The sequence below is a fragment of the Ensifer sp. ENS03 genome, from assembly GCF_014852035.1.
GTDB classification, from domain to species: domain Bacteria; phylum Pseudomonadota; class Alphaproteobacteria; order Rhizobiales; family Rhizobiaceae; genus Ensifer; species Ensifer adhaerens.
Genome location: NZ_JACVAV010000016.1, coordinates 48578 through 69920, shown reverse-complemented (window position 1 = coordinate 69920; position 21343 = coordinate 48578). Strand labels below are relative to the sequence as shown.

Genomic DNA, 21343 nt, shown 5'->3' with positions numbered 1-21343 from the left:
GCTACCTCTCCCCTCGACGCTGATAACCAGCGCGCCGAGTCAGAGCACGAAGCTCGCTCATGACAGCGGCTTGAACCCGCTGCACGTTCTCAAGGTTGATGTCCAACTCACTCGGGTGCACGCCCCGACCGCTATTGAGCGCCCTTGCGACCTGGTTCAGGTTGATGCCGATCATCCGCATGTCTTCAAGCAGCGCCGCCATAACCAGGCGATCATCGCCGGTCAGGATTGGCCGAACGCCCGCCCCTTCCAGATTCAGGGAACGGAAAAAACTGGAGACTGTCATGCCGGCGGCGGCGGCAGCCGTCTCGATCGCCGCATGTTCGTCATCCGTGACACGCACGTGCAGAGTGCGATCCTTCTTCGGAGGCTCAAGAAGAGCGTTGAACGTCCCCTCATTCATTTGGCCGTTTGCCCCCTACTGGCGCTTGCGACAGATGATCGAGGGCTCGTCCCTCGATTGCAGGAAAATGGCGTAGCACATTTTTCCGTATCCTGCCACTCTCAGTATAGGGAAATTCAACGTAACACCTTCGAGCCGCACTCGCTACGCTCGCCCTTTCAATTCCTTCAGACCGGGACTTCGCCCGGTCGTTCAATCGTGGAAACGCTCACCAAGGTTCACCTCCGAAATCCGCTTCTGAAGCCCTTTGTCTGCCCCTCGTACTCAGCGGCAAGGGACGCTCCGCTCTTCGCCCTTGCCGCTTCCGTGCGAGCGTCAAAGCCGGCCTTACGCGGCTCCGAGGTTCACTGATCTGACGGCGCCTCCAGGAGCAACCGCAGGGGCCTCGTGTGAAAACTCCACACGAGTTAACAACACGAAGATTCCACACGATGTGGTCACATAAACACAGCGACACATCATGGGGATCATTGTTCCCATGATGCGGACTTGGTTTAATGGCAGAGATGTACTACACCGTATGATAGTAGCATGTTGCGATATCGTGTGAGCGATTGCTCACATCATGTGTGCGTTCTCGGCCCTGAACAGCCGCGCCGGACACCCAACTAGCGGCCGAGACACGTATCGGTTGGCAAGAGGAGATGCCACATATGCCTCTATGCATTTCAGCGGTGAGCGGCAAAGGCGGAGCCGGAAAGACGACAGCGGCAATTCTGATCGCAGGAGAATATGCCCTTCAGGGAAAGCGCGTCCTTCTCGTCGATGCGGACGGTCGGCAAAACCTGCAGGAATGGTGGAAACGTAGCGATGCGAAGGACAACCTTCCTGAAAACATCGAACTGGTCACCGCGGCCCGCCAGACCGCCGTCGAACAGCTTCTGGAAAATGACGCGAACAGGTTCGATGTCGTCCTGATAGACTCTCCCGGCCAGGACACCGTTCTGAAAGATGCGATCATCGCCGGATCACATATCGTGCTCACGCCAATCCAGCCGAACCAGGACGAGATCAAAGCGGCAGGACAGGCCGCGGCTGACACGGCGGATATTTCAGACAAAGTAGGACGACTGATCCCCCACGCCAATTTAGTCACCAGGATAACGTTGCCGGCCAGAGCGCTTGAAGCGTATCGGCTGATCAGACCTTTTGTGGAGAACCTTCGAGAAGGTGGCTACGACTCCTATCTGCTCGAGACCGAACTCATGGAGCGCAATTGCTATCGTGAGATCCGAAATGGCTACGGTACTTTGCAGATGCTGGACCTCACGGATCCGGTGAAAAAAGCGAGAGCCGAAGTGATGAGCCTGGTTCAGAACATCGAAGACCTTCTCTCCCGAAGGAAAGGGGTAACGGCCAATGGCTAAGGGTCAAACAACGGTTTCAGACTTTGCGGTCGCACCGCGTCGCACCCGTACAGTGGACCCAGCTGCGAAGCGGGATGATGCTCCCCTGAGCTTGGAGCGGCCGTCAGAGGAAACTGGCGCCGAAAACCAGCCTCACGCACCTGCATCCCTTCTTGAGGCTGAGCAAAGGCCAAGCCGCTTGATAGTGCCGACAGAGGAAGCCCGGCGCGAGCGGTCGGTGAGCAAAGCCCTACAACGAGAAGATTCGAGAGTTCGGCTGCGTGACCTGAAGAGGGCGCACGATCGCGAATCCAAACATTACGTCAACTGCCCATTGAACTATGAGACGAAGAAACGGCTGGAAAGAGCGTCCTTCGAGAACGACGTGAAGATGACCAAGATCATGCAGGCGGCAATCGATCAATACCTCAAAGATAACGGCTATTGATTTGGCTACCATCTCGAGGCGCCTCGTCTCGGCCACCCGACGACATGAATGAAAGCCTCACCGAGAGCATATTGCCTCAAGAGGATCCTGCTGACGCCATGCCCGAGACGTTACGTGGCCAACCGACGTTGAAGCGTGGTCGCAGCTGTTCGTATGGGCGAAATCGGACATCATTGGGCATCGTATTGGCTCTGAGTTGAACGTCAGACGTTGCCTTCGAATTTCCGACGAAGAACTCGCTTGCGAGCTGGCTGCGCGACTCGCCCTGATTAGCGGCGAGAGAGAAATTGCAGCTGTTTTTCAATGCAAATCCCGAAGGTTGGAGATGGTAGCCGCTAAGAATCGCTAATTGCGTTTTTCTCCTGTTTGCTCTCTCTTAGATGCAAATAGGCTCGAAGCTCCGGGCAATGTTGAAGCATTTCGGTTCACCGCCTGAAGGAAGCTTACCATCGAAAATAACCCCCAAAAAGATAGTGGACTCCGAAGCGTTCATCTGAGATGGAGCAAGGCAAATCGATGCAATTTGGTGCGGAGTGGCTGCCGAGGGCGGCTTGCATAAGAGGGTATGATCGGTGAGTGATTTAAGCAGCTATATGGGCGCGCGGGATTTAGTGGAAACAAACGATCCAGAACTGGAGAGGCCCGTCTATCGCAAGACTGGCTTCGACGGCATTCAAACATCGCACGAGATGGACGAGCGCATATCCGCTTTTCTCAAGAAAACTCGTGAGGACAAGGGGCTTTCCCGCGCCGAGCTGGCGCAGCTGCTTGGACTTTCCGTGTCCGTTTATGGAAGGTACGAGCGTTCCGAGTCACGCATGACGGTTCCTCGCCTTATTCATCTCTGTGAATTGATGGGCTTCATGCCGATCGACATGATTTTCGAAACCGCTCCCCACCTGTGGGGCAAGACACCGGAAGAGGCAGAGGATCGCCGGACGCTAACCAGGCTCATTGAACGCTTACCGCATGATACCATGCGCGATCTGATCGGGCTCCTGAAGCGCATGACGCCGGCGGAACCGTCGGCGGACACTGTGGCTACGAGCAGGGGTGAAGGCCGCTAAGCATCCTGGTTGCTTCCTGCTCTTGGATAATAGCCATCACGGCATCAGCTAAGACCTCGAACGCGGGTACAATTGGGCCCGACCTCCAGAATCGGCTGGCGGCGATATTCCTTTCAAATTTACTCGACTTTTTGCTGTGGTAGCCACGATCGGAACTGCCGACATGGTTGCGCCTTCGTTCTGGTCCCCGCCTACTTTTGTTCCCTATAATTTTAGGGGTTTCTCATTATTCACAACCGAGAGCGAACCGAAGTTCACCCGTTTGCGTGATTGCAGTGAGCCAAGAGGGTGAATAGGCTTCGCACGACTGCAGAGCCACTACAGTGAACGAGGATGATGATGGCAATCGGTACTGTTAAGTTTTCAATCAAGACAAGGGTTACGGCTTCATCGCACCTGAGAACGGTGGAACGGACGTGTTTGTCCACGTGTCCGCGGTTGAAGGTGGCAGTCCGCTTCGAGACGGCCAAAAGGTCAGCTACGACATTGGCCAGGACCGCAAGACAGGAAAATCGCGAGCCGAAAACGTCAGGTCAGCCTGAGTTGCCAACTGTACAGTGACAACGACGAAAGTCGCGAGCTGTGGTTCAACGCAGGAGTCGCTGGCCTTCGAAGCGAGGTCAGCAAACCACAATTCAGTTTGTTTCGAACCGTTCAAGCATTTTTTGGAGCAGGATGTTTTCCTGCCGAAGCCGTTGCGCGAGCAGCGCTTTCAGCCGGCGATTTTCTTCCTCGAGCGCCGCAAGGTCGGCAATTGCTTCGGGAGTAGCGATGACCGTCCGGCTGCCAATAGGGCGACCCCGGCGCGAGCCCTGACGCTTCGGCTTCGTTTTTTGTCGGATAGCCTGCGGGCGATCCACTTCCAAGGGTGGGATCGGAGCAGAACCGGAAAAAACATCAACGCTACCAGTGCCGCCTTCTGTCGGGTCCGCCAGATCTGCGATTGGGGCAGCAGCCTCGATTACGGCGCCCTCGTTTGGCAAAACTTCTGCAGTGGTCTCTGGAGAAGGCAGCTTCATGCGCTGAGCCGGTTCGAACAGATGCGGTGCTTCTGTTTCCGCAGCGCGCACAAGCGCTTTGAGGTCCGTATCGCCCCAAATTGAAGACTGGCTGGTAGTCGACCGCCGGCGAGCCGATTTGAATTCGACGACAAACTTTCGCTGTTGCGGTTTCATGCGGCTCCAACGTTTACGGGTGGGACATCATTTTAAGGCGTGTCATACCGCCCGAGCATTTGTTTGAGCTGCGTGTTCTGCAACCGCAACTTTTCTGCAAGCCGGCGTCTTAGTTGCCTGATGTCCTCGTCCAGTGCGATCATCTCATCGACGAAGGTCATCGGCGGCTGTGGGGCACCGGAGCTGCCATCTCCATACTCGACGACTTCGGCCACTGCAACATCGCCAGCGCTCGTTTTCCGGCGGCGCCTCCGCCTTTTCGTCGGCGGTGGCTGTGGTGGCCTGGCGGGTTCCGGAAGCATCACCGGAGCGTCGGCAGGTGACCGGTCGACTGTTGTAGCGACCGTCCCGTCATCTTCGTCAGCCGCAGCATCGATGTTCGAAACGTCGAGACTACTTGCCTCCTCGTTCGAGGCTTCCACGATCGGGTCGGCAACTTCTCGCGCCGGGTCCTCGGTCCCGATTTCAGGAAGGGTCTCCGGCTCCTTGCCCGTTCTTCCCAGGGACGCCAGCTGGACCAGATATTTCCATGGCGCTTTCATAGTGCGCCGCCAACCCGATCAATGGCACCCGCATCCTTGGCCGCAGCCCTCGGACGAGCTCCAGCCAGAATGCGATGACAAAGGCCAATCAGGCTATCCGATTGGCCCTTCCCCCATTGATCAGGCAAGGCCCAACCGCTTGTGCAGTTCGGCATTCTCGGCCCGCAGTTTTTCGGCGAGCGCCTTGCGCAGCCGCGCGTTTTCTTCTTCGAGCTGGAGAAGATCTGCGATGTCGTCGAGAACTGGAGCTGCAGTCGTCGTCGCCGTCGGCTGCTTTGCCTCACGGGTTTTCGCGATGCAAACGCCGCATTGAATGCGACAAACCGCCTGAGCAAGCAAGTCGAGCCTCGACGTTCCTGACGATACATTATGCGATCATTTTAGCCCAGAACGTGAACATATGGGCAACGAGCACTTTCAACGGATCAGCCGCTCTAGATTGCCGAAGTGGAGCGACGAGTAACACTAGCTCCAACATCATTTTGCCACGCTCCTTGCAGCGTTAACAAACCGTCCGACCCAGGCTTCTTCGTACTGGCGAAACCAGCGTTCGAGTGGCATCTTGCGCCAGGGGGACGCTAATGGTGACCGTGGGCAACTCAATCTCGATTGATTTAGCGCTTTTGAACGATGATCGCTCCGGGGGCCTGACGCCGTCGACGTTGACACCGGTACAGCGCCTTACAGGAGTGCTCCGGGCGCAGCTGCTGAATGCGGTGGATGCAATTCGCTCAGGCCTCCTCACCTACGAAAGCCTCCGCAATATCAGCGAGGTCATCGGCGGGGAGTACGGCGACCGCGTCATCTTCGAACTCCTCCAGAACGCTCACGATGCACACGACGAGGGTGAAGATGGCTCCATCCTCCTCAAACTCATGATCCACGGACCCGAGCGAGGCGACCTGTTCGTAGCGAACAGGGGAAAGGGGTTCACTTGGGAGAATGTGAACGCGATCCGGAACGTGGGCGTGTCTAGCAAGTCCGTTGGAGAAGGGATCGGCAACAAGGGTCTTGGATTTCGCAGCGTCGAGACCCTCACCGATGATCCAAGGATCTATTCGCAGACCGAAGCCAGATCGGCAGAGGCGTTTGACGGCTATTGCTTTCGCTTCGCGGGGCCTGACGAGGTACTGCAGGAGACCCTCGCCATCGCAGAACGTGAAATAGCGGAGCGCGTATCGACGGTCCTTCCTCGGTATCTCGCAGCCGTTCCGCTCATGAGCCAGCCTGAGGAGATAAGGGAGTTTGCGAGGCTCGGTTTCGCAACCGTCGTGCACCTTCCCTTGAGGAGCGCCAACGCGGTGTTGGTCGCGCGCGAACAAGTTGGCAACTTGGCCAAGACAGAGGCGCCTCTCCTCCTTTTCCTCGATAGGCTCGCCCGCGTGACGGTCGAGGTCAACGATATTGAGCTCGAAGATATCGACGCCGTGAAGCCAAAGACACTTACCCGCACGGTGCTAAGTCGGCCGCAGCTCGATCCTGGCTCATCCCTGCGGTACGAGATCGTGAGCGTGGGTCCCGGCAACCGGCGCTTTCTGGTCGCGCGCCGCGAAGTCGACCGTCGCCGTCTCTCCGAGGCCGTCGAAGCCAGCATCAGCAAGGAGCCGCAACTTTCCCGTTGGCGAGATTGGCAGGGCGAGCCAACGGTTGCCGTGGCCGTGCCGCTGTCGACCAGCGAGGTGGAGCGCGGACGCACATACAACTTCCTGCCCATGGCCTCAGAGGTGCCCTCGCCCATTCGTGGTCACGTCGACGCTCCCTTTTACGCGTCTATCGACCGGCGCAGAGCAAACTTCGACCTTCCGCTGAATTCCATTCTCCTCGATGAAATCGCGGAGACCGCGATGCGAGCGGCAATCGAGCTGAAGCCAATGGCGGACGAGATTGGCAGCTCCGCAATCTTCGATCTTGCGGCCTGGTCACCGGACGATGTGCTGCGTCTGCTTCGCACGTCGAAGCGGATTGGAACCGACTGGCGTGATTGCCAAACAGTCCCGGCGGCAGGTGACAATGGGGAGTGGGTAACGTTCCGAAATGCCCGCATCTGGCCCGAGCAAGGCTACAAGCTTCTGCGCGTCCGCAGGCTGGTCAAGGCGGGGGTCAGGAACCTTGCTGATCCGGGTCTCGGCCTACAGCGGCTGGAGCGGCTGGGCAAGCTTATGGAGGCGACCAACATCAGGTCCATGCCCGACGAAAGAGGGCTGGCCGAGTGGATCGAGTCGGTTGCGCGCTCCCTTGATCAGGACGGCTCCCCGGCCAGAACCTGGGGAACTCTCTATGACGAGGCACGAAAAGCCCTGACCTCAATGAACGGGCTAAGGCAGCTTGCCGGCAAGTTGATCATGAAAACCAGGGACGGCGGGCTGCACGCGGCGATGGGTCTGCCGAGTGGCGCACCGGTGTTTGTCCGTGAGCGCAGCTCAAGTTCGAGAGACAGGGATCGCGCGCCGCTTCCGCCTTCCACGGTCGCCAGCAAGTTTGCGATTCTCGCCGACGATATTCCCGTATCGCCCGAAGTCGTCTCAGACTTCATAAAGGCTGGCCTCCTGCGTCGATACGATGCATTGCAAGTCTTGCAGAGCGTTCCGTCGCTGTTCGGCGACAAGCCCGCTCCAAAGCGCCGGGAGGCTGCCCTCAAATGGGCTTTCGACGTCTGGCGGGCCGAAGGACCAAGGTCGGAGAGGGTTTTGCGCGAAATTGACTTGCATGTCGAAACCAGAAGCGGATGGCGGGAAGCAAGCACCGCACGCTTCTCGGAGGGTTGGACGCCGGAAGGAAGAAAGCTCTCGACATACCTCGCCGAAGCGGCGTCCCTGTCTCCCGATTGCGTTCAAGCGGCGAGATTTCTGCTGGTCTCGGAGCCCGATTGGGCACCCAAGTCGGAATCGGGCCGACGACTGTGGACGGACTTTTTGCGCAAGGCAGGCGTGCGTAACGGGTTGCCGTTGCTGGACGACGAAGACGCGCCCAGGAGCGGTACTCCAAGCTACGTTTGGGATGCGTTCCGCAGGAGAGAGACGCCAGCGAAGGGTCGATCCCGCGATTGGATTGCAGCCAACTCGCGGATCAACCTGCTGAACCCGCTCACCAATTACAGCCGCAAAGGAGAGCTATGGCGTTTCCCCGGCCAGATCGAGCACGCCGATCTGCCATCGGAGGCGCGCCATCGCCTGGCCGAACTCATCCTGGTCCAGCTCGCGGATGAGGATCAGACGTGGCTGCGATGGCATCTCGGCCGTTATGAGCGATGGGGCTCCGACCAGAATGAACGGGAGTTGCTAACGCCCGCGGCGGTGTTTATCGCGGCCGAGCCTTGGCTGCCAGTTGAGGGCGAAGCTGAACGGTTCGAGCGACCTAGAGATCTTTGGTCCAGCCGCGATCGGAAGCAGAAGCCGCCGCGTTACGTCGACCGCCCGCGCGAACGCCTCGCAGACATGATCGAGGAGGAAAAGCACCTTACCACGGCGATGTTCCGTCACCCGGTGAGCCTCAGGGACTGGCCAAACCCGGACGAGGCCGTGCGCAAGCTCGCCGACCTGGCGCGCGGGTCGGCAGGCCTTGCTCCACGCGAAAGGGTCAACTTTCGACGTGTCTATCAGCGTGCATGGGCGGAAGCGTGTGTCGGCGACCTGCCGCTTCCTGCCGACCTGTCCGTGGTCGTAGCAACCTCGCTCGGCCTCGCCGTGCTCACCGGAAAAGTGGCTGAGCCGCCACGGATTTTCTTGACCGGTGACCCGCTCCAGTCGGAGACCAAGGCCATCACCGCGGCGGGGCAAGCCGTACTCGAACTCGGGGAAGAGGAACTCGTTTCACCGACCATGCAGAAGCTTCGAGCGAGCGGCGGCTTCGACACTATGAGCATCGATCGCAAGCAAGTTGAGGTGTTCCTGGACGATGAGGTTCTGGTGCCAAGTCTGGCAAACCCACTTCTTGCGAACGACGGCCTGGAGTGGCTACCCGAGGCAGCCGTCCTCGCCAACGAAGTGCTCGGTCGCGAACTTGAGCGGCAGATTTCGAGCAGCACGATTGACCAGCGACTCCGGCGCGTCCGGGTTCGCCAATGCGGCAGAATCACGCTTGCGGTCGCCGGCGCGGCCGTCGATGAGGTCCTTCCGTTCTATGCCTTGCCGGACGACGAACTGCCGACACTCGTCATCGGCGACAATCAGGACATCACCTGGGCGGTGCTGGCCGACGCTGCGCCCCATCTCTCCATGCTGCTCGACAGGCGCATGCGGTCATTTGAAACACTCCTGCTCCGTCTCGCAGCCAGAGGTGTCTCATTCGATCCGCGGCAGCGCCCTAGCGACGAAGATTTCGCCCGGGCACTGGGCTGCAAGGTTGAGCTGGTACGTGAACACGCACTGGCACTGCGGGCGGACGGCGACCTGCTGATCCGACGGCTCCTTCCCGTCGTCGCTTGCGTGACGGACTTGGAAACGGCCAAGACGCTTGGAATCCAGCTCGGTGACTCGGCACTCCGGTCGCAGGTCCTGGAAGCGCTCGTTACGATCGAAGACCGGCTCCCGGTTGGCCCGGCTGAACTCCTGGACGAACTCGCCCGGGCAGACTTCGCGGAGGTGCGCCGAACGTTGGGGCTGAACTATAGCCGCCTTAACCAGATGCTCACCGCTCTCGGGCAGCCGATACTCTCCAACGAAGGAGAACTGCGCCGGCTTTTCGAGATCTGGAAAGGCGAGCTTCTGGGTCCGGCCATCGAACGCGTCCGTCGCCGATACTGGCCGGATTTTCGGTCCGGGTCGACGCTGGACGACTACGTACGCCTTAGATCGCTCGACTTCCTCGAATTCCAGTCCGAGTGGATCATGGAGAAGGAGACCCTCGAGCGCGAGGAGGTGAGCAGCCTCCTGGACAGAATGCTGGATGCTCTCATTGGCAAGGATGTCGAACTGGAACTTGAGCCGGTGAACTTGGTACGGAATCGCTCCAAACGTACGCTCCAGAAATTTATCGAGGATGCGGCATCGACCATCGAGGCATGGTGCTTCCGGAACGGACGGTCGAACCCCTGGGGTGACGGAACCCTGGCGGTTCTCAAGTCGGTGGACCAGCACGGTCTTCTCGATTTCGCTTCGATCGAACGCGGCCACGAGATCGCGACAATCGTGCGAGCCGGCTGCTGGCCCGCGGATATGCCACATGTCGCCGATCCGGCGGCTCTCGGCCTCGACCCTGATGATCTCCTCGGCGCGAAAAAGCGAGAGCAGGAACGCCTGGAGCAGGCAGAGGTGAGCAGGCGCACCGTCAGGTTCGCAGGCTCGCCATTGGACACGCGATCGAAAGACTTCGCGCAGACCCTCATCGCATTGGCAGATGCGCAGATGAAGGATAACGCTTGGCTCACGCGGTCGCGCCGACGCTTCAACCTTGCCGAGCAGGCATCGCCGGATAGACGTAACGGAGGCCCCGGCGGAAAGAGCGGCAAGCGGCGCCGTCACGAACGGGTCTCCGAGGATGTCAAATCGGCTATGGGGTTCGCGAGCGAGTATCTCGCTAGCCACTTTCTGCGCCAAAAGCACAAGGACCACTACAACGACCGCTGCTGGGTGTCAGAAAACCGGAGCAGGTTCGAGATAGACTGGGAGGGAGATGACCGGCTCGGCTTCGATTTCAAGGTGCAGACCATCGAGGTAGAGTGGCGCTACGAAGTGAAGTCGAACTTCGATGAGGCCTTCGAGTTCGAATTCACCCAGAATGAGATGCGCAGCGCCGCCGAGTGCGCTTCGGAAGGCAGCAAGAAGTACAGGATTTTGTACGTTCCCTATGTGTTCGATCCATCCCGTTGGCGGGTGATGGAGCTTCCCAACCCCATGAGTGATCGGGGACGTCGCCTCTTCCGTGCGGTCGGGACAGGTTCCACCCGGTTCAAATTTGAGCCTTCATGACGAGATGTACGCCGGACTGGGTATCGTGTGCGCTCGGGGTGAGATCCGCCGAAAGCCCATTGGCTGTGAACGGCATCGATAGACTTCGGCACATCTACAATGTGTAGCATGGAAATGCGTCACGCCCTAAACGACAAACCTAAAAAGGCAGAACAAACACCTCATCAGATGGAAAACCAACAACATGCAATTGAATGAGACGGGCGACCCTAGCCTCGATTTCCCCGCAGATAGGGACGTCGAACGCCTCGCTCAAATTTTCCGTGACTGCACGCAACCTTACAAGCTGCTTCTATTTAAAGCCGTTATCGCGAGACTGATTAAGGGCGCCGGCGAAATCATGCTTTTCGACGAACTCCTTGCCGAGATTTTGATCGCGGTGTGGTGGCCCGTGGTCGTTAGCCGTTTAACGATCGGCAACGCCGCCGCAAACGATACGCTTACCGCCCTCGTGCACTCACTTGGCAACGCTGTGCAAGAAAAGCTGTCTCCGCACGAAGCCATCGAGCTCGCCCGCATGTACGCCGAGCGCGAACGTTCCCGCGGCTGCCTGCGATATGTTCCTGAGGCTTTACTCAGTCCTTGGAAAGCGTCAGATGGTCTGCCAATTTACCAAATCTTCAAAGAAGGCATTGAAATACCCCCGCAATGGTACCGCTATTTCAAAGCAAATTTGCCGATTGTCAAAGGTTGGGCTGACAACGCCTGGCTTTCTTGGATGCAGGCGAGAAATCCAAACGTACCCGTCACCATCGAGAAAATCGGCCCCCCTTCCCGAAGATTAGGACTATCTAAAGAGCGAGCATATTTCCTGATGGCGATGAACCGGATAGGACTTGATTGCATCTATACCAACCAACCTCTGGACAGAACAGGCTTCAGTCTCGACCATTTCTTACCCCGAAGCTTTGTAGGACATGACCGGGTGTGGAATTTGGTGCCAACAAGCAAGTCCCTGAATTCCGCCAAGGCAGGCCGGCTGCCGAGCCTCGTTTTCCTCGACAGCCTGGTTACACTTCACCATCGCGTAATAACCGAATTGGTTGCGCTTTCTGGAGGCCGGACAGGCATTTGGCTAGACCAATATTGCAACGATCTTCGGATAGCTCCTGCCCGTCTGCTGGACCAACCAGCTTTGCGCGAAGCCTACTGGGGTGCAATTCCCCCGCTACTCACGACCGCGAAACGGATGGGATTCCCTGCTGACTGGTCGTTAGACCTCGACTAACCGGCCTAAAGCCTGTCGAAGACCGAGCCCATCCTCGGACTGAAAAGGCGCTCGTAAGTCTTCATTAGGAACGCGTCGGTCATGCCGGCGATATGGTCGCAGATTATACGTAGATCACGACCGCCTTCTATGTAGGCATGGAATGCATCGGACGGAAGAAACGCTTTAGGCTCACTCGCGATCACCTCGAATACCGCAACCACCATCGTCTGCCCCTTAAACTCCAGGTGCTGCACGTTGGCTGATTTAATGACGAGATCGTAAACCATCGATTTTAGCGCTGACAGGAGTCCCGCCACGTCTGGGTGCATCGCAGCCCGGAATCTCAGCAAAGGATCCGTGAAGACGTCCTTGCTTTCGACGAGAACGTTCGAGATAAAGAAATAGACCAGCCGGCTGATGGCATGCTTCCTGCTGTCACCTCCACCGAAAAGCTGGGTGACGAGGCGCTCATATACATTGTTCGCCGATTCATTTGGATACTTCTGCTTTAAGGCGTCCAGATAGCGCGCGCACACTTCGTCGGTTATACGGTTTCGAAAGGCCTTCTCGTCAATCAGTCCGAGCGCTATGGCATCTTCAAGATCATGGACACCGTAAGCGATGTCGTCGGCAACATCCATGATGCTGCAATCGAACGATTTCTCACGAGTCTTAGCGTGCTCTTCAGGGCGCCGCTGAAAATCAACAAACCTCTCCGTATCCTCTGGCGTGAATGGTGTGAAGATCCAATCGACAACCTCCTTTTCACTGTCTAGGTAGCACTTCGGCGGAATGGATTTCTCACGATCAATAATTCGCGTGACCTGGGTCCCCTCTTGGAGACAGGGGGCGAGTTCAGGATTGAAGACCGCACTGAACGCAGCTGGGTATTTTAGTACGCCGAGCAGCGCTCGGCGTGTAAAGTCGGCACCATTGTGATCCGAAAAGCGCTCCAGACGGGAAAGTATGCGCAACGTCTGGCCGTTTCCCTCGAACCCACCGGCATTTCTCATACAATAGTTTAAAGCGATCTCACCGCCATGGCCAAATGGAGGGTGCCCGAGGTCGTGGCTATAACCCAAGGTTTGCATCAATCCAAATTCTGGCAGATGCGGATACACCGGCTCATGCGAATAAAGATCCCTCAATCTCAGCAAGATCCCGGTCGCGATTTGCGCCACTTCCAATGAATGGGTCAGGCGTGTGCGATAAAAATCGCTGTCACCAAGGTTCAAGATTTGTGTCTTGCCCTGTAGGCGGCGGAAGGATCCAGAGTGAACGACACGGCTGAAGTCGATGTCGAAATTCGTCCTCGAGTCATCTGGATATTTTTTCCATCCGCTCCGCCGCTCTTCCCACAAATCCGCTATCACTGAAGCCTCCCCGCTTACTTCACCATCCGGCGCCACCTATAAGCGAGAAGTAGTAGCCAAGGAAGATGCCAGCGTACAACTGATTGGCATCGGTGCAATCCAAGAACTGGTGTTGGCAAAGCTGGAAGGCGGATCCTGGATGAGTAGCCCACTTCGCCGATTCCGAATGGCGCGCAATGAAAATGGCCCGCGTGATCGGGTTTACGAAATGGCCCCCCCGGGCGATTTCCAGAGTTTGGCACGAAGTCAAAAAATTGTTGAAAATTCGAGCTTTGCTTGATTTCTGAAGTTTTGTGGTGCACGGTGATGCTGCAATTTCCACGGGAGATCTTATGGCTCGGCCGCGAGGACAAAAGCACCCAGTCCGACTGAGTGTTAGCCTAGATGAGGGGGATCATGCCGCGATATCTCGCCTGGCCGCTGATATGAATTTGTCGGCCGCTTGGGTTGTTCGTCGGGCTGTTTCCGAATTTGTTGCGCGCCATGTTGATGATGCGCAGGCCGAACTTCCGCTGTCCCTGCGCGCATCGAAAGAATACCGATAATGGCATTTGTCCCGCTTTTACTCGACGACGAGGTCTCCATCGAGGAGACCTGGGCCTCGATTGTTGATGATGTAAAAAGAGAATATCTATCCGAGCAGCAAAAATACCCATGGATCATTGGCTTTTCGGGCGGTAAAGATAGCACCGTTGTCACACACGCGGTGTTCGAGGCCCTGCTTGACATATCGCCGTCAAAGCGAACCCGCCCGATTCACATCGTATCAAACGACACGATGGTCGAATCTCCGCTGGTGATTAGCCACCTCGATCAAGTGAGTGCTCGAATTGCCGAGGCCGCTGAAAGCTTGGATCTTCCAATCACGGTCGCACGAACTCAGCCTGATCCTGACAAGACGTTCTGGGTTTTGCTGCTTGGGAAAGGATATCCGAGCCCGAACATGACCATGAGGTGGTGCACCGACCGCCTAAAGATTCAGCCGACCAGCGGGTATATCAAAGACCAGGTTTCGGCATCTGGGGCGGCAATCGTGATTCTCGGGGTGCGCCGTGACGAAAGTCAATCCCGCCAACGTTCCATCGATAAGTGGCGCAACGGTCGGGGCGGAAACCTTGTTCCGCACGAACGGTTGCCAGGCGCATTGATTTATCGGCCCATCGTTGACCTTGGCATTGAAGACGTTTGGGAAATTCTTGGGACCTACCATGCGCCTTGGGGCGGCGACCATTCCTCGCTTATTAAGCTCTATCGAGATTCTGAGGGCGGCGAATGCCCGGTGGTCCTCAGTGCCGACGAAGCGCCGGGATGCGGCACATCAAACAGCCGGTTTGGATGTTGGACATGCACCGTTGTGGAGAAGGACAAGAGTCTGCAAGGGTTTGTCGATGCTGGTAAACATCATTTCCAGCCTCTGATCGATTTCCGCGACTGGCTTCGTTCCATCCGCAACAATCCGGAGATGCGTCAAATCGTAAGGCGCAACGGTAGGCTTTCGTTTGACCTGAACGGCAAACACATCCCTGGACCTTTCACGATCCAGGCACGCCGGGAAATCCTTACTCGGTTGCTGGACGTTCAAGATAAATTTGGGGACCAGCTCATCAATGATGACGAGCTGAAGCTTATTTATCGGCATTGGGCCGAGGAATTGCAAACGCAAGGGGGCTTGGCGGATGTCTGAGGTTTTTGCTGAGGAGGCGCAGCTAAACGATTTGCCATTGTGGGCAGATGATGAGGCGAGCCAGGTTCTGAGCGCGATTGCCCAGGCCAACAACGTTCCCGTGGATGTATTGGCCGAACTTGTCGGTTTGCAACGCGCCAGACAGCATCAAGAACGCGCAGCTGGGATTTACCAACGGATCGAAGAGATCCTCGGACGAATGGATTGAGGGCGGGGCACACGGGGAAATGTGGATATCTAAAATCGAACTCGTTTGCTTCAAGTCCTATCAACGCCAGGAATTCGAATTCCCTGAGCCGGCCGAAGGTCGCAATGTCGTGCTGATCGGCGGCATGAACGGTTACGGAAAAACCTCTATCCTTGAAGCCCTTTACCTTTGCCTTTACGGCAAAGACGCGATGTCGCACCTCGCACGCGCGGGCCTGAAGACCGATGAAACGCGAGGATATCCCACCTTTCTGGAGAAGGCGTTCAACGGCGAAGCGCTACGGGATGGCCGAGATACGATGATGGTCAAGGTGGTCATCCACCGGACCAAGAGCAAAGCTGTCGAAATAGCCCGGAAATGGTATTTTCGGTCTAACGGCAGTTGGACCGACGAAGAGGCGACCTATCGGGAGATCCTCCGCGGAGTGCCCCAGCTGCCGCGCTCTGACGGGAGGAACTCATTCCATCTCTCCGAAGCCCTGGACGAGTTTTTCGTACCGGCTCATGTCGCGCCATTCTTCTTCTTCGATGGCGAGGAAGTAAAGAAGCTTGCTGATCAGGGTCGAGTGGAGCAGGTGAAGCAGGGCCTTGAGGGTCTCCTGGGCGTCGTGCTGCTGCGGAACCTTGCAGATCGCTTGAAACAGTTCGAGCGATCAAAGCGCGAGACCGTGGCGAACGTAGACGAAGACAGGCTATCGCTTCTCTTTAACCAGCTCTCGGAAAACGAGCGAACTGCTGGTGACCTTAGGAGGAAGCTTGACGAAGCGCGTCATCAACGCGGCCACCTCGACGGTGAGTTTCAATCGCTCCTTGAGCGCGTGACCGCAGCTGGCGGCGGAGGTGGAGACACAGCGACCTACAAAGACTTGATCGAAGAGCGGGAGCAGATCCGCGGCCAGCTGCGCGATACACGCCGCAAGCTTGAGGATTTTCTTGCTGTAAGGCTGCCCTTCCACTTGGTCGCAAAGGACTTGGTGGTCGCCTATCAAACGCAGTTAGAAAAAGAACAGCGCTGGTTTCAATGGGAGGCCGAAAAGCGAGCGTTGGAACCCAGACAACTCGAGTTCAAATCGGCGTATGAACAGCAGTCTGATCCGGCCATTGACCCACCATTGACGGATGAGCAGCGGGAAGCCATCCGCGGCCGCATGAATGCGGCCTGGGCAAGTCTATTTTATCCACCACCCAACGACTGCGCAGAGGTAATCGACCACGACTACCTCTCTGCAGCGGAGCGCGAAAGGGTGCTTTCCACGCTCGGCAGCGTGTCACTCGGCTATCAAGAAATACAGAACGTGCTGCGCATTGAGGCTGATCTCAACGATCGAATTGACGATCTCGGGCGAAAGATTACGCGCTTGGAAGGCATCGATCGCGACGGAACTCTAGCATCACTGACTTTAGAACTGAAAAATGTGCAGGAGCGGATGACCGCCCTAGACGACGAATGGCGAGCTGACGATCGGCGTTTAGTGGCCTTGGATTCTCAAATATCATCGCAGCGCGCGGACTATGAACGCGAACGTCGAAAACTGGACGAGTCCTCTCCGGCACGCGCAATCATCGAACGATCTGATCGGGTGAGGAAGGTTATCGAAGCCGTCATCCCGGCTCTTTTCCCGCTCAAGGTAAAGGAACTCGCTGCCAACATGACCTCGGTCTACAAGCAGCTCGCGCACAAAGATCAAGTTTCCAAGATTGAGATCAAGGACGATGGCACGACGATCATTCTCGGAAAATCGGGTAAGCCTCTCGCCTTTGATCGATCAGCCGGCGAAAACCAAATCTTCGCAACAGCGTTGATCGCAGGTCTCGCCCGCGTCTCGGGAGTGAAAGCTCCACTAGTTGTCGATACACCATTGGGTCGCCTCGACAGCAGGCATCGTCAGAACATCCTTAAATACTGGACTGGAGAAAAGAACCGTCAGGTAATTCTACTGAGCCAGGACGAGGAAATCGACGCAGCGTTTCTTGACCGTATCCGTGACAATATATCGAAGACCTACCTTCTTGAGCACTCCGACGTCGGCGACGGCATCGGCAGGACAAAGGCGTTTGAGAACAGGTACTTCCTCGAGGAAGTAGCATGAGCACCATAAGTCTTCAGCAGATCATGTCCGCGCGTTTTCGCACGTCGGCCCACGCGGACAATCAGACTAAGACCCTGATGGAGGTTCTCGGCCTGTCTACAAAAGCCGCGGTTGCGAGATTGGCGATCGGCCGCTCACTTTCGCTCGGAGCTCTTACCGATGAACAAATCGATGCCAAGGGGCTCGAGATTCCCGCCTCGTCGCTCTTTACGCAAGACGATGTCGCGATTTGGGTCGGCCTGATCTTAACTCATGCACGAACCTTCGGAAGTGCAGCAACAGAGGGCATGGATACATTCCGCAGTAATCTTCGGCTGCACTGGCATCGTGGCGCAGGCCTGCTCTACGAAGACTGGAAAAACAGCAACGAAGATTTCGACAACTTCGTCGGCACGCTTGTCAAACGAAGGGCCGATCTGCCTGATCGGTCTGTCGTTCAACATGAGGATGCGCGCACAAAGCCAGAGGTCGTCCTGGCGGACGACCAGTCAGGACAATTGGTACGAAGCCTGTCGGAGATCGGCGTAAATGCCGAGGTCAAGGGTGTGATCCATGGCCCCCGTCTGACTCGTTATCGTGTAGCTCTGCGCGACATCAACCAGCTGGACAAGCTCAAACGAGGTCTGGAACGCCTGGCTCTTGCATTGAGCCTGCAGCAGCAAATGCCTGTACTGAGCGCCGGCGACGAAGCACGAACAGTTATGATCGACATCCCCAGGCCTCGGGACACCTGGCGTGTCGAAGGCAAGGGGGCGCTCCTGGACGCGCTGCGGGAGGTGTCGTCCAATGGGCACCATCTTATCGTGAGCCCCGGCGTCGACGTTATTGGCAAACCTGTTCAGTTCGACCTGGCGAACGCTCCCCATGTGTTGGTTGCCGGCGCAACCGGCCAAGGTAAGAGCGTGTGTGTTCATTCCCTGCTCGTTTCTTTGATAACTAAGCACTCACCTTCGACCCTGCGGCTCGCGTTGATGGACCCCAAACAAGTTGAGTTTGGTGTCTATTCCAGCTCTCGTTTTCTATGGCGTGACAGCATGGCGGTGGGAGCTGCTGCCTGCCGGACGATGATTGAAGATCTCGTGGCAGAGATGGACGACCGTTATCGTCGGCTTGGCGAGGTCAATGTGAACAATGTTGCAGATGCTACCGCGCGTGGCCTGCACCTTCCGTTCATCGTGGCCTGCATTGATGAGCTGGCCGATCTTGTTCTTCAGGATCGGGACATAGAGCATAAGATTGTTCGGTTGGCGCAGATGGCGCGAGCGGCCGGCATACATCTCATTCTTGCAACGCAGCGCCCGGATGCGCAAACCTTCCGAGGACTGCTCCGAACTAACGTTCCCGCACGTATCGCGCTTACGGTTCAGAAGAGCTCGGAATCCCAGATCATTCTCGACGAACCGGGCGCCGAGGATCTGCTTGGGCGCGGTGACATGATTGTCAAACTATCCGGCAGTGATGCGGTGCGCGCGCACGGCTATCTTCTGTCGCTGAACGATGTAGAAACCGTGGTGCGCAAGTGATTTCCGACAACGAAACTGTTTATCTGCTCGATATGAGGGGACTAAAGTGCCCTGTGCCCGTCGCGCGCACTCGCAAAGCCGTCCGGAAATTGCCCTCTGGCGCCAATATCCGAGTCGAATGCACCGACCCACTTGCCGACATTGATATTCCGCACATGGTCAGCTCGGATGGTCACAAACTGCTCGATAAAGGCGTGGCCGAGGACGTGAGATGGTATTTGATCCGTCTGAAGTGAGAACTTTTAGCCAATGTTTCCTGCTCTCGGCCAGGCCGAGAAGACAAACCTGAAACAACGGCCAGGAATCGCTCTTCGAAACTCCGAACCATTGGCCCCTGGTTTTGTCATTGAAGTCAGGGGAATCTGCCACATAAGTTGGTTCAAGGATCAGAAGGTTTCGGAGTTCTGTGTAAAGCTACTGCATGTTTCCTTTAATCGTAGCCAATTGAATGACAAAACATGCAGCAATTCAAAGTAGCAAAGCGAGCTTTGTGCGTCTAATAAGACGCGCGGCGCTGTAGCAACCGAGACGGTATTTTTTTCCAGCGTCATGAGCCTATTGCATCCAAGATTCTATTTCGAATAACACTACGCCCAGATCCCGAGGCATTTCTGAAAAGATCTTCGCTAAAGTCGATGTGAGCAGCTGAGCGAAGACGGTTCTCGAAACTTTCCACAGTGGCATTCCGGTTCGCAATTGCGGCGGGAGCTATCAGGCGCAACACATCCAACAGCGCTTGGATGCCGACGGTTTTCAGAATGAAGGAGCGCGGAGCTGCTGGCTGCCAAAACAGTTGATCAGCGGCGCTAAGAAAATTCTCTACTATTTTGTAGAGCAGCTGATCATTTTCTTCGATGTACAGATCTCGCAAAGGCGAGCGATCACGACGGAGATCTTTAATATCCGCGCGGGTTCGAGGCTTCGCGAAGATCGAACTATCCTTCGTAAAAAGCGCGTTTGAATCAGCTTTGGGGTTACTTGATATAAGTCGCAGAATTCCCTGCACCAAAACAGCTGTCGAAACCCTCCAATGACCTCGATCGACCTGTTCGTCACGGAAGTCGTTTTGCGGAGCCACAGCTATTCGGCCAAACATGGGAGATTCTTTGTCGGATCCAAGCCTTCGGGTAAGGAAGACGGCCAATTTTTCAGGGCTCCACCTTGAAGAAGGCTCATCCTCGAGATTGTATCCGAAGAGCTCGTAAGTGAGGCTCTTATCGACTGGCTTTTGCGTCGAATTTATAGTTGCGAAAATATGGGCTTGGAGAGGCTTCGGCAGGTCGATGTACACTGAACAGAGTAACTGATCGTCACGATGCTCTGCAGAAGCCAAGCCAAATGCGAACAGTCGGTGTTGACCGTCAATGATCGCCGCTAAGCGCTCGGGGGAAGGAATTGTGAGGACGTAGCAGCCCGGGCCCTTTTCCTCGACCGACCAACGACGCTGAAATTCTCGTTGTTCATCGGCTTCGTTGTCTGCTTCGCCTTCAACGCGCCCGTCTTCGCGATAATTTGCAGCGAGGATGATCGAATTAGGAAAAGCAGAATCATCACGATTTATGTAGTTGGCAATTTCGTTCAACCGCTTTGGTTGGCGCAGTCGCTGCGTTCCAGTTACTTCATATGTTTCTCCGTCAGCCAGTTTTTCAGCACGGAGAGCCTCGGTGAAGCAAAGGTCGAGTAACGTCCGAGCGGACAAAACTACTGCGTAAAACGCCCCAAGGGGTTGTTCCACACGAAGCGCGGGAACCTGCAAAGGATAACTTGTATTCACGTCTCAACATCCGTTTGCTTAGAGTTCAACTTCCCGCTTGCCTTTGAGCCGCCCATTGACGCGTAGGGTTTGATTGTATCCCTGAAAATTTCCTCTTCGCCGTTAGCGATCCACCACACGAGAACCGCGATCAAGCAACAGACGATCCCGCATATGACGGCGATGGTTTTCGAGATCTCAAACGGATCTGCCGTAAATACGAATGTTAATAGGGCGCAAAGAAACAACGATATGAGCCCTGCCATGCGCGTCGGGGAGTTGTCCTTATCGAGGACAAGCTGAACGGCTGAAGCACCCATGATCGCAGGGAAAACAGTAAACAGTGCTAGCACTATCCCCTCTGAGTTTTGGGTCTTACCGGCCGCGTATCGAAACCACTCGATGTACACCGAAAGGCCACCGAGCACGAAGATAGCGAGAAATAGGTAGCCCCAAAAGTTCGTATGCTTCACGGGAGCTTTAAGACGTTTACCGATCTCTTCCTTGAGAAAGGCAAAGCCGCTCAGTTCCTGCTCTAATTCGTCCATGACATCCGCCAAAAAATAAGCGACTTCCATATCAGTTCGGTTAAAAAGAGTGACGGCCTCGATAGTCG

General features: G+C 56.4%; 18 protein-coding genes and 2 pseudogenes. 13 read left to right on the top strand and 7 right to left on the bottom strand.

All coding sequences use genetic code 11. The annotated features are described in order from the left end of the window. Position 1 precedes the first annotated feature (1 nt). Positions 2 to 403, bottom strand: coding sequence for a plasmid mobilization relaxosome protein MobC (gene mobC, locus IB263_RS32350; protein WP_192439538.1), 402 nt, complete (start codon positions 401 to 403; stop codon positions 2 to 4). A 653-nt stretch (positions 404 to 1056) separates the two neighbouring features. Here mobC and IB263_RS32345 point away from each other — a divergent pair. The 4 genes and pseudogenes from IB263_RS32345 (at position 1057) to IB263_RS32330 (ending at position 3806) form a co-directional block, all read left to right on the top strand. Next, positions 1057 to 1770 (top strand): ParA family protein, encoded by a 714-nt coding sequence (locus tag IB263_RS32345; RefSeq protein WP_192439537.1) that lies wholly within the window; start codon positions 1057 to 1059, stop codon positions 1768 to 1770. Next, positions 1763 to 2197, top strand: coding sequence for a hypothetical protein (locus tag IB263_RS32340; RefSeq protein WP_192439562.1), 435 nt, complete (start codon positions 1763 to 1765; stop codon positions 2195 to 2197). Before IB263_RS32345 ends, IB263_RS32340 begins: the two co-directional genes overlap by 8 nt. Positions 2198 to 2790: 593 nt before the next feature. Then, on the top strand, positions 2791 to 3264 hold the full coding sequence (locus tag IB263_RS32335; RefSeq protein ID WP_058329199.1) for a helix-turn-helix transcriptional regulator: 474 nt from the start codon (positions 2791 to 2793) through the stop codon (positions 3262 to 3264). Between the two features lie 339 nt (positions 3265 to 3603). Then, positions 3604 to 3806 (top strand): annotated as a pseudogene (locus IB263_RS32330) (cold-shock protein). Positions 3807 to 3899: 93 nt separating this feature from the next. On the opposite strand, the gene IB263_RS32325 reads toward IB263_RS32330, so the two are convergent. The 3 genes and pseudogenes from IB263_RS32325 to IB263_RS34385 form a co-directional block, all read right to left on the bottom strand. Further along, on the bottom strand, positions 3900 to 4439 hold the full coding sequence (locus IB263_RS32325; protein WP_192439536.1) for a hypothetical protein: 540 nt from the start codon (positions 4437 to 4439) through the stop codon (positions 3900 to 3902). Positions 4440 to 4471: 32 nt separating this feature from the next. Continuing rightward, on the bottom strand, positions 4472 to 4981 hold the full coding sequence (locus IB263_RS32320) for a hypothetical protein (RefSeq protein ID WP_192439535.1): 510 nt from the start codon (positions 4979 to 4981) through the stop codon (positions 4472 to 4474). 120 nt (positions 4982 to 5101) lie between these two features. Next, a pseudogene (locus tag IB263_RS34385) lies at positions 5102 to 5245 on the bottom strand (SyrB2 regulator); the annotation flags it as partial. A gap of 317 nt (positions 5246 to 5562) precedes the next feature. On the opposite strand from IB263_RS34385, the gene IB263_RS32310 reads away from it, so the two are divergent. Continuing rightward, positions 5563 to 10887 carry a sacsin N-terminal ATP-binding-like domain-containing protein gene (locus IB263_RS32310; protein WP_192439533.1) on the top strand — a complete coding sequence of 1775 codons (5325 nt, stop codon included), beginning with the start codon at positions 5563 to 5565 and terminating at the stop codon, positions 10885 to 10887. 184 nt (positions 10888 to 11071) lie between these two features. Beyond that, complete coding sequence (locus tag IB263_RS32305) at positions 11072 to 12115, top strand: HNH endonuclease domain-containing protein (protein ID WP_192439532.1); 1044 nt, start codon at positions 11072 to 11074, stop codon at positions 12113 to 12115. 5 nt (positions 12116 to 12120) lie between these two features. Here IB263_RS32305 and IB263_RS32300 read toward each other — a convergent pair whose 3' ends face one another. Continuing rightward, positions 12121 to 13470: an anti-phage deoxyguanosine triphosphatase gene (locus tag IB263_RS32300; RefSeq protein WP_371814289.1), complete on the bottom strand. Its 1350-nt coding sequence runs from the start codon at positions 13468 to 13470 to the stop codon at positions 12121 to 12123. On the opposite strand from IB263_RS32300, the gene IB263_RS32295 reads away from it, so the two are divergent. Genes IB263_RS32295 through IB263_RS32265 form a run of 7 tightly spaced genes read left to right on the top strand, consistent with a single transcriptional unit; the run spans position 13394 to position 19210 of the window. Then, positions 13394 to 13750, top strand: coding sequence for a hypothetical protein (locus IB263_RS32295; protein WP_192439561.1), 357 nt, complete (start codon positions 13394 to 13396; stop codon positions 13748 to 13750). The two genes, IB263_RS32300 and IB263_RS32295, sit on opposite strands and share 77 nt — an antisense overlap. Before the next feature lie 52 nt (positions 13751 to 13802). After that, the gene (locus IB263_RS34885) at positions 13803 to 14015 is read left to right on the top strand and encodes a ribbon-helix-helix protein, CopG family (RefSeq protein ID WP_192439531.1); all 213 of its coding nucleotides are present in this window, start codon (positions 13803 to 13805) and stop codon (positions 14013 to 14015) included. After that, the gene (gene dndC / locus IB263_RS32285; protein ID WP_192439530.1) at positions 14015 to 15154 is read left to right on the top strand and encodes a DNA phosphorothioation system sulfurtransferase DndC; all 1140 of its coding nucleotides are present in this window, start codon (positions 14015 to 14017) and stop codon (positions 15152 to 15154) included. Before IB263_RS34885 ends, dndC begins: the two co-directional genes overlap by 1 nt. After that, positions 15147 to 15362 (top strand): DNA modification system-associated small protein, encoded by a 216-nt coding sequence (locus IB263_RS32280; protein ID WP_192439529.1) that lies wholly within the window; start codon positions 15147 to 15149, stop codon positions 15360 to 15362. The genes dndC and IB263_RS32280 overlap by 8 nt, the downstream gene beginning before the upstream one ends. Before the next feature lie 19 nt (positions 15363 to 15381). Further along, complete coding sequence (gene dndD / locus IB263_RS32275) at positions 15382 to 17451, top strand: DNA sulfur modification protein DndD (RefSeq protein WP_192439528.1); 2070 nt, start codon at positions 15382 to 15384, stop codon at positions 17449 to 17451. Further along, complete coding sequence (locus IB263_RS32270; protein WP_192439527.1) at positions 17448 to 18974, top strand: DNA translocase FtsK; 1527 nt, start codon at positions 17448 to 17450, stop codon at positions 18972 to 18974. Before dndD ends, IB263_RS32270 begins: the two co-directional genes overlap by 4 nt. 32 nt (positions 18975 to 19006) lie before the next feature. Continuing rightward, on the top strand, positions 19007 to 19210 hold the full coding sequence (locus IB263_RS32265; protein ID WP_192439558.1) for a sulfurtransferase TusA family protein: 204 nt from the start codon (positions 19007 to 19009) through the stop codon (positions 19208 to 19210). Positions 19211 to 19521: 311 nt separating this feature from the next. Here the strand turns inward: IB263_RS32265 and IB263_RS32260 are convergent, their stop codons facing one another. Continuing rightward, positions 19522 to 20748: a DNA phosphorothioation-associated DGQHR protein 1 gene (locus IB263_RS32260; RefSeq protein ID WP_192439526.1), complete on the bottom strand. Its 1227-nt coding sequence runs from the start codon at positions 20746 to 20748 to the stop codon at positions 19522 to 19524. Then, positions 20745 to 21275: a hypothetical protein gene (locus IB263_RS32255; RefSeq protein WP_192439525.1), complete on the bottom strand. Its 531-nt coding sequence runs from the start codon at positions 21273 to 21275 to the stop codon at positions 20745 to 20747. The genes IB263_RS32260 and IB263_RS32255 overlap by 4 nt, the downstream gene beginning before the upstream one ends. Positions 21276 to 21343 lie beyond the last annotated feature (68 nt).

Excerpts from the sequence above, each read along its gene's own strand:
- IB263_RS32305 (WP_192439532.1), top strand. The coding sequence starts at position 11,072 with ATGCAATTGAATGAGACGGGCGACCCTAGCCTCGATTTCCCCGCAGAT.
- IB263_RS32310 (WP_192439533.1), top strand. The coding sequence starts at position 5,563 with ATGGTGACCGTGGGCAACTCAATCTCGATTGATTTAGCGCTTTTGAAC.
- mobC (WP_192439538.1), bottom strand. The coding sequence starts at position 403 with ATGAATGAGGGGACGTTCAACGCTCTTCTTGAGCCTCCGAAGAAGGAT.
- dndC (WP_192439530.1), top strand. The coding sequence starts at position 14,015 with ATGGCATTTGTCCCGCTTTTACTCGACGACGAGGTCTCCATCGAGGAG.
- dndD (WP_192439528.1), top strand. The coding sequence starts at position 15,382 with ATGTGGATATCTAAAATCGAACTCGTTTGCTTCAAGTCCTATCAACGC.
- IB263_RS32325 (WP_192439536.1), bottom strand. The coding sequence starts at position 4,439 with ATGAAACCGCAACAGCGAAAGTTTGTCGTCGAATTCAAATCGGCTCGC.
- IB263_RS32280 (WP_192439529.1), top strand. The coding sequence starts at position 15,147 with ATGTCTGAGGTTTTTGCTGAGGAGGCGCAGCTAAACGATTTGCCATTG.
- IB263_RS32345 (WP_192439537.1), top strand. The coding sequence starts at position 1,057 with ATGCCTCTATGCATTTCAGCGGTGAGCGGCAAAGGCGGAGCCGGAAAG.
- IB263_RS32295 (WP_192439561.1), top strand. The coding sequence starts at position 13,394 with ATGTCGAAATTCGTCCTCGAGTCATCTGGATATTTTTTCCATCCGCTC.
- IB263_RS32265 (WP_192439558.1), top strand. The coding sequence starts at position 19,007 with ATGAGGGGACTAAAGTGCCCTGTGCCCGTCGCGCGCACTCGCAAAGCC.
- IB263_RS32270 (WP_192439527.1), top strand. The coding sequence starts at position 17,448 with ATGAGCACCATAAGTCTTCAGCAGATCATGTCCGCGCGTTTTCGCACG.
- IB263_RS34885 (WP_192439531.1), top strand. The coding sequence starts at position 13,803 with ATGGCTCGGCCGCGAGGACAAAAGCACCCAGTCCGACTGAGTGTTAGC.
- IB263_RS32335 (WP_058329199.1), top strand. The coding sequence starts at position 2,791 with ATGGGCGCGCGGGATTTAGTGGAAACAAACGATCCAGAACTGGAGAGG.
- IB263_RS32255 (WP_192439525.1), bottom strand. The coding sequence starts at position 21,275 with ATGGACGAATTAGAGCAGGAACTGAGCGGCTTTGCCTTTCTCAAGGAA.
- IB263_RS32320 (WP_192439535.1), bottom strand. The coding sequence starts at position 4,981 with ATGAAAGCGCCATGGAAATATCTGGTCCAGCTGGCGTCCCTGGGAAGA.
- IB263_RS32340 (WP_192439562.1), top strand. The coding sequence starts at position 1,763 with ATGGCTAAGGGTCAAACAACGGTTTCAGACTTTGCGGTCGCACCGCGT.